The sequence below is a fragment of the Dictyobacter kobayashii genome, from assembly GCF_003967555.1.
GTDB classification, from domain to species: domain Bacteria; phylum Chloroflexota; class Ktedonobacteria; order Ktedonobacterales; family Ktedonobacteraceae; genus Dictyobacter; species Dictyobacter kobayashii.
Genome location: NZ_BIFS01000001.1, coordinates 4,298,283 through 4,312,741, shown reverse-complemented (window position 1 = coordinate 4,312,741; position 14,459 = coordinate 4,298,283). Strand labels below are relative to the sequence as shown.

Genomic DNA, 14,459 nt, shown 5'->3' with positions numbered 1-14,459 from the left:
TTGATCTAAGCCCCGGCTAGACAAACGTGGTACTGATCATAAAATGGCGTTCCTGCATATATTCCTTATCCAGGTCTCCATAATACTCCTGGGCCCAGGTCTGTAATCTTTCAATAGAAGCTGAAAAAATATCATCATCAACTGACCAGGTGCTGGACCAGTAACGTTTAGCAACAAAGTCAAGGGTGACGCGGGGCACCATTGGTTGTCTCCAGATATAAGCCTGCTCATCAATGGTTTGAAAACCATGCTGCTGAAACCATTGCTTTACCACCGGGATCGAGGCACCTGGACTCTGTGTTTTTCCACCAAGTTCCCTGACAATCTGGCGCCATTTATTTGTAATACTCTGGGTCGCCGAGTGCTCATAAGTATCCCAACAGTGGAGGAGCCGTCCACCTGGTTTAATCACACGTACCACCTCTTCCACGGCTTTCTCCCAACCATCGACCAGGTGAAAAATATGCACCGCCACTACAATATCAAAAACAGAGTCATGAAAAGGTAAATTCTTGATATCAGAGCTTACCAGGCGCAAGGTAGAGGTGCTGCCAGGACGATGAAAGCGCCGTACTGAAACCGCGCGCTGCGCTATTTCATCCGCCCGGCTCCCCCAGGCTTGCTTCTTCTCCAACCAGCCATCGGCACGGGCCTTTTCATGTAAGCGAGCCAGCATCTTCTCAGAAATATCTACACCGGTATAATTGCATCCCAACGAAGCGATGGGCAAGGCAATACGGCCAGTCCCCACTCCAACTTCAAGGAAGGTAGTGTGTGCCCTGGCGTGAGCCTTTTTGCTAATTGCCTGCGCGACCTGAGAGGCCACATCATCGGGATAGCCACGCGTCTGATCGTATAGGTGGGCGATAGCATCAAAAGATAATGATGACATCAATGGTTGCCTTTCTCGCTTCTCTGCTCTTGTAGAGAGAAAGAACGGGTGCATACAAAGCTGCACCCGTCTTCCCACCCTATAATATGATCAATTGATGAGCAATATTCCCATCCCTGGTCACTACAGCTCAGTCAACAATGAGCGAGCAATCACCAGGCGCTGGATTTGATTGGTGCCCTCATAGATCTGGGTGATTTTGGCATCGCGCATCATCCGTTCTGCCGGATATTCCTTCATGTACCCATAACCACCCAGGACTTGAATAGCATCGTTGGTGACCGAGATAGCCGCGTCCGAGGCAAACATTTTGGCCATGGCGGAGTATTTGCTAAAGTTCTTAGCGCCAGCATCAATCATCTCAGCCGCGTTATAGACCATCAGGCGAGCCGCCTCAACACTAGTCGCCATATCGGCCAGCATAAACTGGATGCCCTGATTCTCAGCAATTGGCTTATTGAACTGCACGCGCTGCTTGGAGTAACCCACAGCCAGATCCAGGGCCCCTTGAGCGATACCGACCGCCTGAGCACCAATACCAGGACGAGTACGATCCAGGGTCATCATTGCCAGCTTAAAACCATCTCCTTCGCGCCCCAACAGATTTTCCACCGGTACTTCACAGTCATTGAAGATCAGTTCCGCTGTCTGGGAGCCTTTGATGCCCATCTTATCTTCAATGCGTCCGACCGAGAAACCTGGGAAATCCTTCTCAACAATAAAGGCACTGATGCCACGCGTTCCTTTAGAAGGATCGGTCAGGGCGAATACTGAATTTACCTGGGCCAGTCCTCCATTGGTAATAAAACGCTTCGAGCCATTCAAAATATACTTGTCGCCTTTACGGACAGCGGTGGTGGTCATGGCCGCAGCATCAGAGCCAGAACCAGCCTCGGTCAGCCCAAAGGCAGCCAGCCATTCACCTGTAGCCAGGCGAGGGAAATATTTTTGCTTCTGCTCATGAGTGCCAAACAGATGAATAGGAAGGCTACCGAGTTGTTGAACCGCCAGCAGCAAGCCTGTCGTAGCACAACAGCGTGATAGTTCCTCAATGGCCATGACAATCGCCAGCTCACTGGCTCCTATGCCGCCATACTCAACAGGGAACGGCATTCCCAGAATATCTTGCTGAGCCAGCAACTCTTTCATATCCCAGGGAAATTCTCCACTATGATCTATCTCTGCTGCACGAGGAGCAACACGCTCTTGAGCGATTTCGCGAATTGCATCTATTAGTGCTCGTTCGTCTTCGATGACATGAGACACAGCCATACCATAGACTCCTTTGATTATGCTCAATAGAGGGTTCATATATCTATATAGAAGTATAGCATACGTGATTAATGATCACCTTATCAAGATGTGTTACTATACTAATAGACGATCTGCAGCCTTTTAACATGAACTGGCTAGAAGTACGAAATAAACTATAAATAGGATATGATTTTTATGAATTACGCACAACATTTTACCCATCTTCTACAAACGAGTTGCGATGACTTTATCTGGGCAGCCCAACAGATACCAGTGGAGAAGTTGTTGAGCGTCTCACCGCGCCATCCCGATAGCTGGTCGGTTGCGCGCAATATCTTCCATCTACAATTTCAAGAAGAGAAAGTAGTTCTCCCCAATATGCGGCTCTGGCTCACCGATCGCGCAGTTTACGCAGAACAGGATGATGCATTGATCGCGCATTATGCGGCCTTTGAAACGCTGGCACAAGATGAAGAGGCGGCCTGGTCGCAACAGCCTGAGATTGAGGCTGCACTCAAACACTTCCAGGCACAGCGGGCAATACAGATAGCGCTACTCCAGGAGATCGATGCCACCGCCTGGGAAGAGAAGCGCGCCACGGTGTGGGGAAAAGTAACCTTACGCTGGGCAATCACCAAGACATATCAGCATAGTGTAGAGCACATCAATGACATGCTCAAACCAGCCCTCTACTGGACCGGTCTACGCGTAGCCCAATAAGCGATCCATTCCATTACCTGAGGCAATCATATCAGAGCAAATTGCTGCTCTAGTACCCCAGGCAACACACACCACAAAAATGATATAATAATTACTCGCGCTTATCTCTACGGATACTGCAAGCTTGTAATCTCATTTACATACGACTGATTCCGTGATATAATAGCTACAGAATTGAGTAAACATTTAAAGAAAAGTGGGCAGGCCCCACTTTTCTGTTTGCCAGAGACTTTTTTTCTTTTGCACTCGAAAAAATGATGTAGTTATTACCGGGCGCCAGCGGGAGGAGCATGGCATATGAGGAGCGAATTTCAGGCGGCTATCGCACAACTAATTGCCGAGAAGGGACTACCCCGCGAAGTGGTAATGGAAACCGTGGCCACCGCCCTATTAGCGGCTTACCGGAAAAGCTTCGGCGGCGGCGAAAACGTCCGCATCGAAGTGGATAAAAACGGGGAAGTCCATGTCTGGGCGTCTAAAAAAGTGGTTGCCCAGGTTAAAGACCCCAACGAGGAGATCTCTCTGGCAGAGGCACAACGTCTCATCCCCAACGCAGCTCTCGGGCAATTCGTTGACGTTGATTCATCCTTCATTTTCGCACGTATTCCAACGCAAACTGCAAAACAGGTAATTCTGCAACGTATTCGTGAAGCGGAACATGAGCATCTCTATGACCAGATTAAGAACTGGATTGGAGAAATTCGCCTGGGTACCCTGACCCGCAAAGATCCTGTCCGTGGCTGGCTATTAGATTTCGACCTGGACCAGGTTGATAAAGTCGAAGGCTTTATGCCACCCAGCGAAGAAGTGGCGACAGAACGCTACCGCGTTGGCCAACGCCTGCGTGTACTGGTCTATGACGTTCGCCGCGTGCAGGGTCGAATGCTGCAAATCCTGGTTTCTCGCACCCATCGTGATCTGGTACGGCGCTTGTTTGAGTCTGAAGTTCCAGAAATTTATGAAGGGACGGTTGAGATCAAAGCTATTGCTCGTGAACCAGGTAGCCGCTCGAAAGTGGCAGTGGTCGCGCGCCAGGAAGGGCTTGATCCAATTGGTTCCTGCGTCGGTGTTCGCGGTTCACGTATCAATAATATTGTACGTGAGCTCAATGATGAAAAAATTGATATCATCCAGTGGAGTGCTGATCCAGCAACCTTTGTGGCTAATTCTTTGAGCCCGGTAAAGCCTCTCAAGGTTGAATTGCGCGAAGATGATCATACCGCCCTGGTCACAGTACAAGAAAAACAGTTGTCCCTGGCTATCGGAAAAGATGGGCAGAATGCTCGCCTGGCCGCGAAATTGACTGGCTGGCGGGTCGATGTGACCAAACCTGCTGAAGGTGAAGTGTTCGAAGAGCCAATCGGCGAGATGGCGGAGGCTCCCAGCGGCACCCCTTACCCACGACGTGAGCGCTCCGAGCGCCCAGAGCGTTCTTCGGGACGCCATGAGCGAGGAGACAATGGCGCACGCCGCGGAGGACGCAGTGAGCGGGGTAGTCGCCATGGTAGCCATTCAGGATATGGGTACGATCGATATTAGTTAGGGAGGAGTGAGCGTAGCGTGAAGTCAGCAAGTAAACAACCACAAAAGCAAAAACATCTTCCATTGCGCACGTGTATCGCCTGCCGAGAAAGTAAACCTAAGCGCGAACTTTTACGCGTCGTACGTACTCCCGAAGGTCGGGTCCTGATCGACGCAACCGGAAAAAAGTCTGGGCGGGGAGCATATCTCTGCGCCAGACTCTCCTGCTGGCAGAAAGCATTAAAAGAACATCGTCTCGAACAGGTCTTCGAAACCGCGATTCCCGAGGAAGATCGGGCAGCTCTAGATGAATACATCGCGACCCTGCCTAAAGATGATCCTCAGCCATCTGAGGCAAAAACAACAAAAATACCAGCAGGTCGCAAGAAGATAGCAGAGACAAAATCATGAATTTGCGTTAGAAATGAGCAAACTCATCTTTTAAGCTAGTAACATGATATTGCAATGATCTATCCAGTAAGCTATACTGAGATGGTATATATTATTGTCACTATCCTCGTTGGGAGGATAGAGTTTTCAATACTGGCATCTGATCTCCGGGTTAGATGAGGATTGAACAATGTTTCGTTTTTTCTCTACTCTTGATAGAGACACAGCCCCTCGTATACAGGGCAGCTGTAAGCGAATGTTTGCGGAGCGATTAGCTATGATTATATAAACCATAGCTCTACGTCAGAGAGCGCAGACTGATATTCGCCTGGCACTGCACCAACGAGGATCTGTCACCCTGTTTCCTTTTATCAGGAACGGGAGACAGACCTTTTTTATGGCTGTGAAGAGAGATTCCGCCGCCATTTATGGCGCAACATCTGATAAGAAAGGGAGTCTTCTTCATGAGAGATATATCAGAACTTCCAGAGGGCACCGAGCAGACCCCGGCCAAGCCAGCTAGTCCAAAACCAAGGCCAGCAGCTCGCCCAAAACCAGAAAATCAAGCAACAGGCAGCCAGGAACAGGAGACAAGGCCCGCGCCTCGGCGTCGTACGCCAGCAGCAAATAATAACGCCGCACCAGCACAGCAACAACAACATGATGGTGCAGAGCAGTCACAGCCACCTCGCCCAACGTCATCAACCTATCAGGGCCATCGCCCTAATACGGGTGGAGGCCAGGGTCCTCAGGGAGGACAACCACGTCCCGGTGGCTATAACCGCAACCCGAACAATCAATCATCGGGACCACGTACGTATGGTGGTCCTGGCAACGGACCGCGTCCAGCGGGTCCAGGCGGACCAGGCCGTCCCGCCACTGGCACAGGTCCTCGCCCACCATATCGTGGGGGAAACACCGGAGGCCCTCGTCCAGCGGTAAATAGCACCGCACCGGTCGCCCCTCGTCCTTATACTCCTGATAGAGATAGAGATAGAGATCGGGATAGAGACCGCGATCGCGATCGCGATCATAGCCGTGAGAACGGGCCCGGTCCTCGTCCTCAAGGCGCCGGTACCCGTCCTCAGGGAGGAAGCGGTCCTCGCCCTCAAGGTGGCGGCGGCCCTCGTCCTCAGGGAAATCGTCCCGGTGGCGGCAATCATCGCCCCGGCGGTGGACGTTCAGGAGGCAACCATACGGCACAGCGCACTCAGGAGCGCCGTACGGCTCCAGTGAAAGAGAAGCCAACAGGTCCAATTTCTTTGCCACCACAGATCGTGGTCAAAGATCTGGCCGAAATGCTGGGCATCTCACCCATTGAGGTTATTAGGGATCTCATCAACAAACACGCCATCTTCGCCAGCATCAACCAGGTTGTCGATTATGATAAAGCTTCACTGGTCGCCCAGGATCTCGGGTTTGAGCCCAGTCCGAGCGCTACCACTGAGAGTCCAGCGGTCCGTGGTGAGCGTGCACTCTCAGCAAATGAAGCCATGATGGCCTCGCGCAATGAAGAGAATATGGTCACCATTCCGCCAGTGGTTACGATCATGGGTCACGTTGACCATGGTAAAACCTCCCTGCTGGATACGATCAGAAAAACAAAGGTTGCAGCGGGTGAGGCTGGTGGTATTACCCAGCACATTGGCGCCTACCAGGTTGAGGTCAATGGTAAAAAGATTACCTTCCTGGATACTCCAGGTCACGAAGCCTTTACCGCTATGCGTGCCCGTGGTGCGCAGGTCACCCATCTGGCAATCATTGTCGTAGCGGCAGATGACGGCGTGATGCCACAGACCCGCGAAGCGATTGATCATGCGCGCGCGGCGAAGGTGCCGATAATCATCGCACTTAATAAAATTGATAAAGCCAATGCCAATCCAGATCGCGTCAAACAGCAGCTGGCCGAAATTGGCGTAGTCATCGAAGAATATGGTGGCGACACCGTCTGTGTACCAATCTCCGCACGGCGCGGCGAAGGTATTGATGAGCTACTGGATTACATCTTGCTGGTGGCCGAGGTTCAGGATATCAAAGCGAATCCGAACCGCCTTGCCACAGGTGTCATCATCGAGGCCCGCCTGGAGAAGAATAGTGGCGCGACAGCCACTGTACTGGTCCAGCAGGGTACGCTGAAGATGGGTGACAATATTGTGGTTGGTTCGATTTCTGGTAAAGTGCGCGCCATGTTCAATGATCGCGGCAAACGCATCCAGAAAGCCACTCCCAGTACACCGGTCAGTATTCTGGGCTTACCAGAAGTACCAAATGCCGGTGATCGCCTGGAAGCAACCGCTGACGAGCGCACCGCCAAGCAGCAGGCTCAGACAGAGGCAGAGAAGCGAGTAACCGAAGCTATGCCACTTGGCCAGGTCAGCCTGGATACGCTCTATATGCAGATGCAAGAGGGTAAGGTCAAAGAGCTCAACGTGGTCATCAAGAGTGATGTACAGGGCTCACTGGAAGCCATCAAGGGTGCCTTATCCAAACTGGGTGAGGAAAACATGAAGGTCCGCCTGATCCGTGAAGGTATCGGTAATATCAGTGAGACCGACATCCACCTGGCTTCGGCTTCGGGCGCGATTATCATTGGCTTTAACGTAAAGGCAGACGGTGCAGCCGCCCGTGAGGCCCAGCGTGAAGGCGTCGACATTCGCTACTACAACGTCATCTATAAGCTGATCGAGGATATTCAGGCCGCACTTGTCGGTATGCTGGAGCCCACATTCCGTGAGGTTATCGATGGGCATGCCGAAATTATGCAGACCTTTAAAGCTGGCAAGATAATAATTGCTGGTTGTCGTATCCTGGATGGTCGTATTACTCGCGGCTCACAGGCCCGCTTGATGCGCAAAGATGAAAAAGTCTTTGAGGGTAAAGTGGCCTCCCTGCGTCGTGGTAAAGACGATGTACGTGAAGTACTGACCGGCTATGAATGTGGTATTCTGCTTGAAGACTACAACGCATATGAAGTTGGCGATATTATCGAGGCATTCTCACAGGAACGTGTGACGCCAGGAGCATAAAACATATAGTGCAACAGTTGTGGTCATCTGTCCTCAGGGATAGATGGCCACTCTGGCGCTATTGAGGGGAGAGAGTATGCCAAATATACATAGACAAGAAAAACTGGGAGAGCTGATGACGGCAGACCTCAGTGAGCTGATTCGCACCCGTCTTAAAGATCCCAGAGTTGGGTTTGCCAGTATCACACGTGTCGAGGTCAGTGGCGATCTACGCCATGCCAAAGTCCTTGTCAGCGTAATGGGTACGCCTGAAGAACAAAAAGAGACGATGAAGGGCTTGAAAAATGCCAGTGGCTTTTTACGCCATGAGCTTGCTTCCCGCCTGACATTGCGCTACATGCCGGATCTGTCCTTCAAACTGGATACATCGATTGAAGAGGGCGCGCGTATCCTTGGCCTGATTAATCAAGTTGAGCAAGAGGATCGTGAACGAGCCAGAGCCGCTGAAGAAGCTAATATAGCTGAACAAGCCAACACAAAAGAGGTTGAATGAACGAGTCCTTTTCCCCTGAAACATCATCACTGGCAAACCAGTTATCCCCGGTACAGGTCCAACAGGCTATGACCTTGATTGAGCGGGCACAGCGTATCGCGTTGCTCGCTCATGAGCATCCAGATGGAGATTGCCTGGGAGCCGCCCTGGGGTTTGCCCATATTTTACGTCAACTGGGTAAAGTTTGTGTCCCGGCCTGCGCCGATCCTGCTCCACGAGCATTTTCTTTTCTACCCGGTGTTGAAACACTCCAGACCACTCTAGGCGATGAGCCATTTGACCTGGTTATCGCTTTGGATGCCGGCGAGTTGAGTCGCTATGGCGCTCTCTATGAACAACATAAAACCTTATTGGATCAAGCTACCATTATTAATATCGATCACCACGTCAGCAGCATGGGGTGTGGCCAGGTAAATATAATTGAGCCAGTCGCAGCCTCAACCACTGAGCTTATTGTCTTATTTCAACAACAGCTTGGATTGCCACTGACTAAAGATGCCGCGGTCTGCCTGCTCACCGGATTGATTACCGATACCGGTTCCTTTCAATATCCCAGCACAACGGCACGCACAATGATGGTTGGCGCGATCCTGGTCGAGGCCGGGGCCAGCGCTGAGACAATTGTGAAACCGATCTTCCGCACCCATCCACTGGCTCAAATGCGCTTTACGGCCGCAGCCATCAATAACGCCCAGACCACTGCGGATGGTCGCCTGATCTGGTCCTTCGCCACCGATGAAACGTTGGCAGCTACCGGGGCAACTGATGATATGGATACCAATGCTTCGGGCATGCTACGCGATATTGAAGGCGTGCAGGTGGCAGCCTTTTTCAAAAATTATGGCAATCCAGCCATAACACGCGTCAGTCTGCGTAGCAATGAGCCTTATAATGTCGCAGCCGTCTGTATGCGCCTGGGGGGCGGTGGTCATGCTCGCGCGGCGGGCGCTACCATTGCGATGCCAATGCAAGAGGCGATGCCCCTGGTTATCGCCGAGATTGAACGCGAGATGCGCGAGACAGATCAGCAATCGCATAAACTACTCAATTCATAAGCAGAAGCGGAGAAATAGAGCGTGGTAGACGGCATCCTGAATATCAATAAAGACCTGCATATGACCTCGCATGATGTGGTGGCCAAAATACGCAAACTGCTAAAACAAAAACGCGTGGGTCATACGGGTACCCTCGATCCCGAGGCCAGTGGCGTACTGCCAATCTGTGTTGGCCAGGCTACGCGGGTCGCGGAATATCTGAGTGAGAGTGGCAAGGCCTATCAAGCCACGATCACCTTTGGGACCGTCACCGATACCTATGATGCAGAGGGTGTAGTTGTACGCACGGCCGATATCTCGGCGCTTACACTTGAGCAGATTGAAGCCGCCCTTCCACATTTCCAGGGTGCACAACAACAGCTACCACCGCGCTACTCCGCTATTAAGATTCAGGGTCAACCTGCCTATAAACTGGCCCGCGCCGGGGCGGAGATCACGCTGGAGCCACGTCCCATCGAAATACATACCCTGGAGATCCTTGGCTGGGAAAAACCCCACCTCACCCTGGCTGTCTCGTGCAGCAAAGGAACCTATATTCGCTCGCTGGCCTACGACCTGGGAGAATATCTGGGCTTTGGCGCCTACCTCACCGGCCTGATACGAACCCGCAGTGGTCCCTTTGTACTAGCTGAAAGTGTTACGCTGGCACAACTGGCAAGCGCCCAGGAGCAGAATAACTTACAGCAATATCTCTTTCCAGCTGATTTTGCCCTTCAAAATTACCCCGCCCTGCATCTGGATGAAGCGCTCACGCAGCGCGTTATGCATGGGAATGCCTTTGCCTATGCTGATCCCACTATCGCTGAGCAAGCAGAAATGGGGCGCGTCTATGGCTCAAATGGACAATTTCTAGCCATCGCAAACTGGGATGCTGAGCTGCAACTATGGAAACCCAGGAAAGTTCTTGTTTAACGAGAGTCCTGCACAATCCTACCTTTATTGCGAGCATGCATCGGCTGTGGTACTATAAACGAGAGAATAACAAGGAACAGGTACCTCCAAGCATGGCAACAATGGAAGAGGGCCTCTACAAAGATGACTGAATACCAAACAACCCTATCAGAGCAAACACCTATCGCGATCACAATTGGAAATTTCGATGGTATCCATCTCGGACACCAGCGACTTTTACAAGAGCTTCGCGCCATGGCACAGACGCTACAGTGTACGCCAGTTATGGTGACCTTTGCGCCGCACACCCTGATGGTTGTGCGCCCGGATATGAATATTTCATATCTTACGACATTAGAAGAGAAACTCTCCCTCGCCCGGGAATACGGCGAGGTGGCAGATTCTATTGTCATACATTTTACACCGGAAGTTGCGGCACTCTCGGCTGAAGATTTTATGAATAACCTCTGTGCACGTTTTACTATAAAGGGACTGATTGTAGGCGCAGACTTTAGCCTGGGACATAACCGTATGGGAAATGTCGCATTTCTTGAACAGTATGGACAACAGCACGGTATAGAAGTACGTGCATTTGCCCTGGAGAAAGATAGTCAGACGCGTATTAGCAGTACCCGTATCAGGACCCTGGTCAACGAGGGCCATATTAATGAAGCAAATACGTTGCTAGGCCATCCAATAGTACTTGGTGGCATAGTAATACATGGCGATGAGCGTGGCAGGCTGCTGGGCTTCCCCACTGCCAATATTCGTCCTGATAAACACAAACTTCTTCCTCCAAATGGCGTATATGCAGTAAGGGTTACAGTACCGAACGATTCAAGCGGTGACTTAGCGGAATCTTCTACCGTCTATAATGGTGTAACCAACATTGGTATTCGTCCTACGTTTAATGGAAAAGAACGCCTTGTAGAAGTCCATCTCCTCAATGTGACGATGGATCTCTACGATAAGTATCTACGTATTGAATTCATTGAACGTCTCCGCGGAGAGCAACGCTTCTCAGGAATTGATGCTTTGAAAAATCAAATTTCAATCGATGTGCAACAAGCACAGCAGATTTTAGCAAGCAGGAGGGTGAGCCATTGAACGCTCGCCAGAACCCATTAGCAAAATTAGAAGCATTTATGCAGCGTGTCATTGAGAGTCCTTTTAATCGGCTCTTTCCATCTAAAATGGAGCCGATTGAGATCGCGCGCAAATTAGAGCGTGCGATGGACGACAATACCATGCTGCAAGGTGAGGGACGCCGGCTATCGCCAAATGTGTATGACATCTATCTGAGCATTAAAGATCATCAGCAGATGTCGCCAGGGCAGGCCTCACTCACCCGCGATTGGCAAAACCACCTGGTGGAGTTTGCCAAAAGACGGCACTATACCTTAAAGACGGTGCCGATTATTCGCCTGCACTCGGATACCTCATTGCGGCCAGGCTCGGTGCGTATCGACACAGAGCAGGCTGATCGTGAGGGTGGTCTGATGGCTACGCAGGCACTGAGCGCCGAGCAATTAGCGCAGATTCGCGCCCAGATGGCCCCAGGCCAACAGTTGCCCGGGATCGATGGGGAAGTTCACCCAATCAGGGGCTGGCCGGGCCAGGCTCGCATTCGGGAGCCAGGCATGGCAGTCATGCCCAGCATAGCAATCCAGGGATTGCCCCGACCATCCCTCCTGTTACACAGGCACCACCTATGCCGCAGGCATGGCTCACTATTCGTTTACCCCAGGCGGGACAACAAACCTATCGCATCGAAAAGCCGCTGGTCAATATCGGCCGCCAGCTCAGCAATGATATTATCGTTGAAGACAAACGCGTTTCTCGTTATCATGCACAAATCAAATACCAACCAGATGGACAATTTGCCATCTTTGATCTTGGCAGCACTAATGGAATCACAATTAATAATACGCCGCATATGCGCCAACATATTCTGCGCAATGGTGATCAATTCACCATAGGCAGCTATGATTTTTACTTCGAGAGAAGGTGAGATCTTCGCCCTATGCAACTACCAGTATTCTTACTCATATTGCGTCTCTTATTTATCGTTCTGCTCTATCTCTTTTTGATGCAGGTGGTCATTGCGATTACCCGCGACCTGCGCAAAACAGCAGCCATTGGGGATAATCCCGACGGAAGTCGCCAGATTGCACTCGGACACCTGATCGTGGTAGATAGCGGTCCCAGCACGGTAGTACAACCAGGGATGCGTTTTGATCTGGATCAGAATACCACTATCGGGCGCGGTCCCACCAACACTATTCAGATCTCTGATAACTTTATCTCGTCGGAACATTCACGACTCTTGTTCCGCAATGGTGTCTGGTATGTACAGGACGCAGGAAGTGTCAACGGCACGTATGTAAATAATCAACCCGCCCGCGAACCTGTGCCAGCCCGCGCTGGCGATATCGTGCGCGTCGGTTATATTCAATTCAAACTCACGCAATAATCTTGAGGCAACCATGATGGTTGCCTCCCCTTATCAAAGATACTTCTTTCGTTAAGCACCGACTCCTGCTTCTAGTTAAACGAGGTTTTGATAGATGGCACAAATGGCACAACGGACAACAGGAGCATTCCGCCAGTATCGCTGGAAAGAGCTAGGTCTACTGCTTCTTCCTGGTGTGATCCTGCTGCTATTGATGACGCAATTGCTCGTCATCAAATACGGTAATGACACCACCACCTTGAACAACCTGAAAAATCTTCCAATACTGGATGGCTTGATTCCTATTCTAGGCTTTATTGCCGCGGTTCTAGTGGTACATTTTGTTCTAAATATTTTCTTTCGCAAAGCTGATCAAGTACTCCTGCCTCTGGTAGCACTTCTGAGTGGATTAGGGGTTGTGATGATGACTCGTTTGGGTCCAGACATTCCCCCACCGGTAGGCCCGATCGCTAATCTAGGGTCAAAACAATTATTATGGGTCTTGCTTGGGCTGGCATTCTGCCTGGGTACTATGTTTCTCCTGCGCAATATCGGCTGGCTATCGCGCTATAAATATACCTGGCTCCTCTTCTGCTTCGCGGTTCTAGCGCCAAGCGTGATCAGAGGCATTATTACCTTCAAAAACGCTGACCCAACCCGTGATACTCTTGGATTTGGTCCATTAAATTTACAGCCCTCTGAGTTTTTGAAAATTGGCGTGGTTATTTTCTTCGCAGGCTACCTCAACGACAACCGCGACATCTTAGCCGAAGGGCACTATCGCCTGGGACCATTGCGATTACCTCCACTCAGACAGTTAGGGCCAATGCTCTTCATGTTAGGCATCGGTCTACTGAGCTTCCTGGTTGTACGTGAACTAGGTCTAGCGTTGTTGGTCTACAGCCTCTTCTTGTGTATGACCTATGTGGCGACAGGTAAAAAGTCATATGTGCTTGTCAGCTTACTGGCATTCGTTCTACTGGCGCTGATCGGCTACAGTCTCTTACCTTATGTACAAAATCGTTTTGCTACTGTCACCTTCAATCCAGCCGACTGGGCTCATCTGACAGCTAGCGAAGATGCTTTTGCAACGGATAAAGGTCTCCAGGTTTTCCAGGGGCTAATCAATGTTGCCAGTGGTGGTATCCTTGGCTCAGGACTAGGCTTAGGTTATCCTGTCAGGGTACCAGTTATTGACTCTGACATGGCCTTTACTGCTTATGCTGAAGAGTTTGGCCCTGGTGGGACTATTTGCGATCATTGGCATCTATCTACTGGTCGTCCATCGTGGCTTCCGCATCGCGGCCGAGGCTCCCGACACGTTTAGCAAATTGCTAGCCACCGGACTGACATCGATTTTTGCCCTGCAGACCTTGATTATTACAGCAGGCGACCTCAAGTTGCTGCCTTTGACTGGTATCCCATTGCCCTACCTGAGCAATGGTGGTAACGCCATTCTGGCCAACTTTATTATCGTAGGTATCCTGCTCAGGATCTCCCATAACTCAGCAGTGGAGCGCGAAGGGAATTATTGACGCCTTCACTAACAAATGGGCGAGCAATCCTGAATACAGTTGATTGGATTGCTCGCCCATTTGCTTTTTCTGGTTAGCATTGCAAAATGACGTGCCATTTTAGCGGCCAGCGTTTAATTAGCCAGGGCTGTTATACTGATATGTGAGATAGATTTTGCATCACTAGTACACCAGATACCTTTGCTTGTCTACGCCTGGGGCACATGCTATACTGCCCATGACGTAGTATT

At 50.8% G+C, this 14,459-nt stretch carries 14 protein-coding genes and 1 pseudogene; 13 read left to right on the top strand and 2 right to left on the bottom strand.

Features of this window, described 5'->3' with window-relative positions; genetic code table 11:
• Positions 1-16 precede the first annotated feature (16 nt).
• A complete protein-coding gene (locus EL645_RS18915) occupies positions 17-892 on the bottom strand; it encodes a class I SAM-dependent methyltransferase (RefSeq protein ID WP_161977484.1) in 876 nt (291 codons plus the stop codon).
• A gap of 123 nt (positions 893-1,015) precedes the next feature.
• Positions 1,016-2,164 (bottom strand): acyl-CoA dehydrogenase, encoded by a 1,149-nt coding sequence (locus tag EL645_RS18910; RefSeq protein ID WP_126551944.1) that lies wholly within the window; start codon positions 2,162-2,164, stop codon positions 1,016-1,018.
• Between the two features lie 177 nt (positions 2,165-2,341).
• Here EL645_RS18910 and EL645_RS18905 point away from each other — a divergent pair, with 177 nt between their 5' ends.
• The 13 genes and pseudogenes from EL645_RS18905 to EL645_RS42795 all read left to right on the top strand — a co-directional run bounded on the left by EL645_RS18905 (position 2,342) and on the right by EL645_RS42795 (position 14,229).
• Positions 2,342-2,866: a DinB family protein gene (locus EL645_RS18905; RefSeq protein ID WP_161977483.1), complete on the top strand. Its 525-nt coding sequence runs from the start codon at positions 2,342-2,344 to the stop codon at positions 2,864-2,866.
• A gap of 297 nt (positions 2,867-3,163) precedes the next feature.
• Positions 3,164-4,405 (top strand): transcription termination factor NusA, encoded by a 1,242-nt coding sequence (gene nusA / locus EL645_RS18900; RefSeq protein ID WP_126551942.1) that lies wholly within the window; start codon positions 3,164-3,166, stop codon positions 4,403-4,405.
• Positions 4,406-4,426: 21 nt separating this feature from the next.
• Positions 4,427-4,798, top strand: coding sequence for an RNase P modulator RnpM (rnpM, locus tag EL645_RS18895; protein ID WP_126551941.1), 372 nt, complete (start codon positions 4,427-4,429; stop codon positions 4,796-4,798).
• A 443-nt stretch (positions 4,799-5,241) separates the two neighbouring features.
• The gene (gene infB / locus EL645_RS18890) at positions 5,242-7,803 is read left to right on the top strand and encodes a translation initiation factor IF-2 (RefSeq protein WP_161977482.1); all 2,562 of its coding nucleotides are present in this window, start codon (positions 5,242-5,244) and stop codon (positions 7,801-7,803) included.
• Between the two features lie 76 nt (positions 7,804-7,879).
• The gene (rbfA, locus tag EL645_RS18885; protein ID WP_126551939.1) at positions 7,880-8,296 is read left to right on the top strand and encodes a 30S ribosome-binding factor RbfA; all 417 of its coding nucleotides are present in this window, start codon (positions 7,880-7,882) and stop codon (positions 8,294-8,296) included.
• Positions 8,293-9,351, top strand: coding sequence for a DHH family phosphoesterase (locus EL645_RS18880; RefSeq protein WP_126551938.1), 1,059 nt, complete (start codon positions 8,293-8,295; stop codon positions 9,349-9,351). Before rbfA ends, EL645_RS18880 begins: the two co-directional genes overlap by 4 nt.
• Positions 9,352-9,372: 21 nt before the next feature.
• Positions 9,373-10,263, top strand: a complete 891-nt coding sequence (gene truB / locus EL645_RS18875; protein WP_126551937.1) for a tRNA pseudouridine(55) synthase TruB — start codon at positions 9,373-9,375, stop codon at positions 10,261-10,263.
• A gap of 123 nt (positions 10,264-10,386) precedes the next feature.
• Positions 10,387-11,349, top strand: coding sequence for a bifunctional riboflavin kinase/FAD synthetase (locus EL645_RS18870; protein WP_126551936.1), 963 nt, complete (start codon positions 10,387-10,389; stop codon positions 11,347-11,349).
• A pseudogene (locus tag EL645_RS45545) lies at positions 11,346-11,696 on the top strand (DUF3662 domain-containing protein); the annotation flags it as partial. The gene EL645_RS18870 and the pseudogene EL645_RS45545, both read left to right, overlap by 4 nt.
• Before the next feature lie 257 nt (positions 11,697-11,953).
• Positions 11,954-12,253 (top strand): FHA domain-containing protein, encoded by a 300-nt coding sequence (locus EL645_RS45540; RefSeq protein ID WP_371865743.1) that lies wholly within the window; start codon positions 11,954-11,956, stop codon positions 12,251-12,253.
• Between the two features lie 12 nt (positions 12,254-12,265).
• Positions 12,266-12,715, top strand: coding sequence for an FHA domain-containing protein (locus tag EL645_RS18860; RefSeq protein WP_126551934.1), 450 nt, complete (start codon positions 12,266-12,268; stop codon positions 12,713-12,715).
• Positions 12,716-12,809: 94 nt separating this feature from the next.
• Positions 12,810-14,021, top strand: a complete 1,212-nt coding sequence (locus EL645_RS18855) for an FtsW/RodA/SpoVE family cell cycle protein (RefSeq protein WP_246035406.1) — start codon at positions 12,810-12,812, stop codon at positions 14,019-14,021.
• Positions 13,936-14,229 carry an FtsW/RodA/SpoVE family cell cycle protein gene (locus EL645_RS42795; protein WP_246035405.1) on the top strand — a complete coding sequence of 98 codons (294 nt, stop codon included), beginning with the start codon at positions 13,936-13,938 and terminating at the stop codon, positions 14,227-14,229. Before EL645_RS18855 ends, EL645_RS42795 begins: the two co-directional genes overlap by 86 nt.
• The last annotated feature ends 230 nt before the right edge of the window (positions 14,230-14,459 follow it).

Excerpts from the sequence above, each read along its gene's own strand:
- EL645_RS18860 (WP_126551934.1), top strand. The coding sequence starts at position 12,266 with ATGCAACTACCAGTATTCTTACTCATATTGCGTCTCTTATTTATCGTT.
- EL645_RS18870 (WP_126551936.1), top strand. The coding sequence starts at position 10,387 with ATGACTGAATACCAAACAACCCTATCAGAGCAAACACCTATCGCGATC.
- EL645_RS18915 (WP_161977484.1), bottom strand. The coding sequence starts at position 892 with ATGTCATCATTATCTTTTGATGCTATCGCCCACCTATACGATCAGACG.
- EL645_RS18880 (WP_126551938.1), top strand. The coding sequence starts at position 8,293 with ATGAACGAGTCCTTTTCCCCTGAAACATCATCACTGGCAAACCAGTTA.
- nusA (WP_126551942.1), top strand. The coding sequence starts at position 3,164 with ATGAGGAGCGAATTTCAGGCGGCTATCGCACAACTAATTGCCGAGAAG.
- EL645_RS18905 (WP_161977483.1), top strand. The coding sequence starts at position 2,342 with ATGAATTACGCACAACATTTTACCCATCTTCTACAAACGAGTTGCGAT.
- EL645_RS18855 (WP_246035406.1), top strand. The coding sequence starts at position 12,810 with ATGGCACAAATGGCACAACGGACAACAGGAGCATTCCGCCAGTATCGC.
- rbfA (WP_126551939.1), top strand. The coding sequence starts at position 7,880 with ATGCCAAATATACATAGACAAGAAAAACTGGGAGAGCTGATGACGGCA.
- infB (WP_161977482.1), top strand. The coding sequence starts at position 5,242 with ATGAGAGATATATCAGAACTTCCAGAGGGCACCGAGCAGACCCCGGCC.
- EL645_RS18910 (WP_126551944.1), bottom strand. The coding sequence starts at position 2,164 with ATGGCTGTGTCTCATGTCATCGAAGACGAACGAGCACTAATAGATGCA.
- EL645_RS45540 (WP_371865743.1), top strand. The coding sequence starts at position 11,954 with ATGCCGCAGGCATGGCTCACTATTCGTTTACCCCAGGCGGGACAACAA.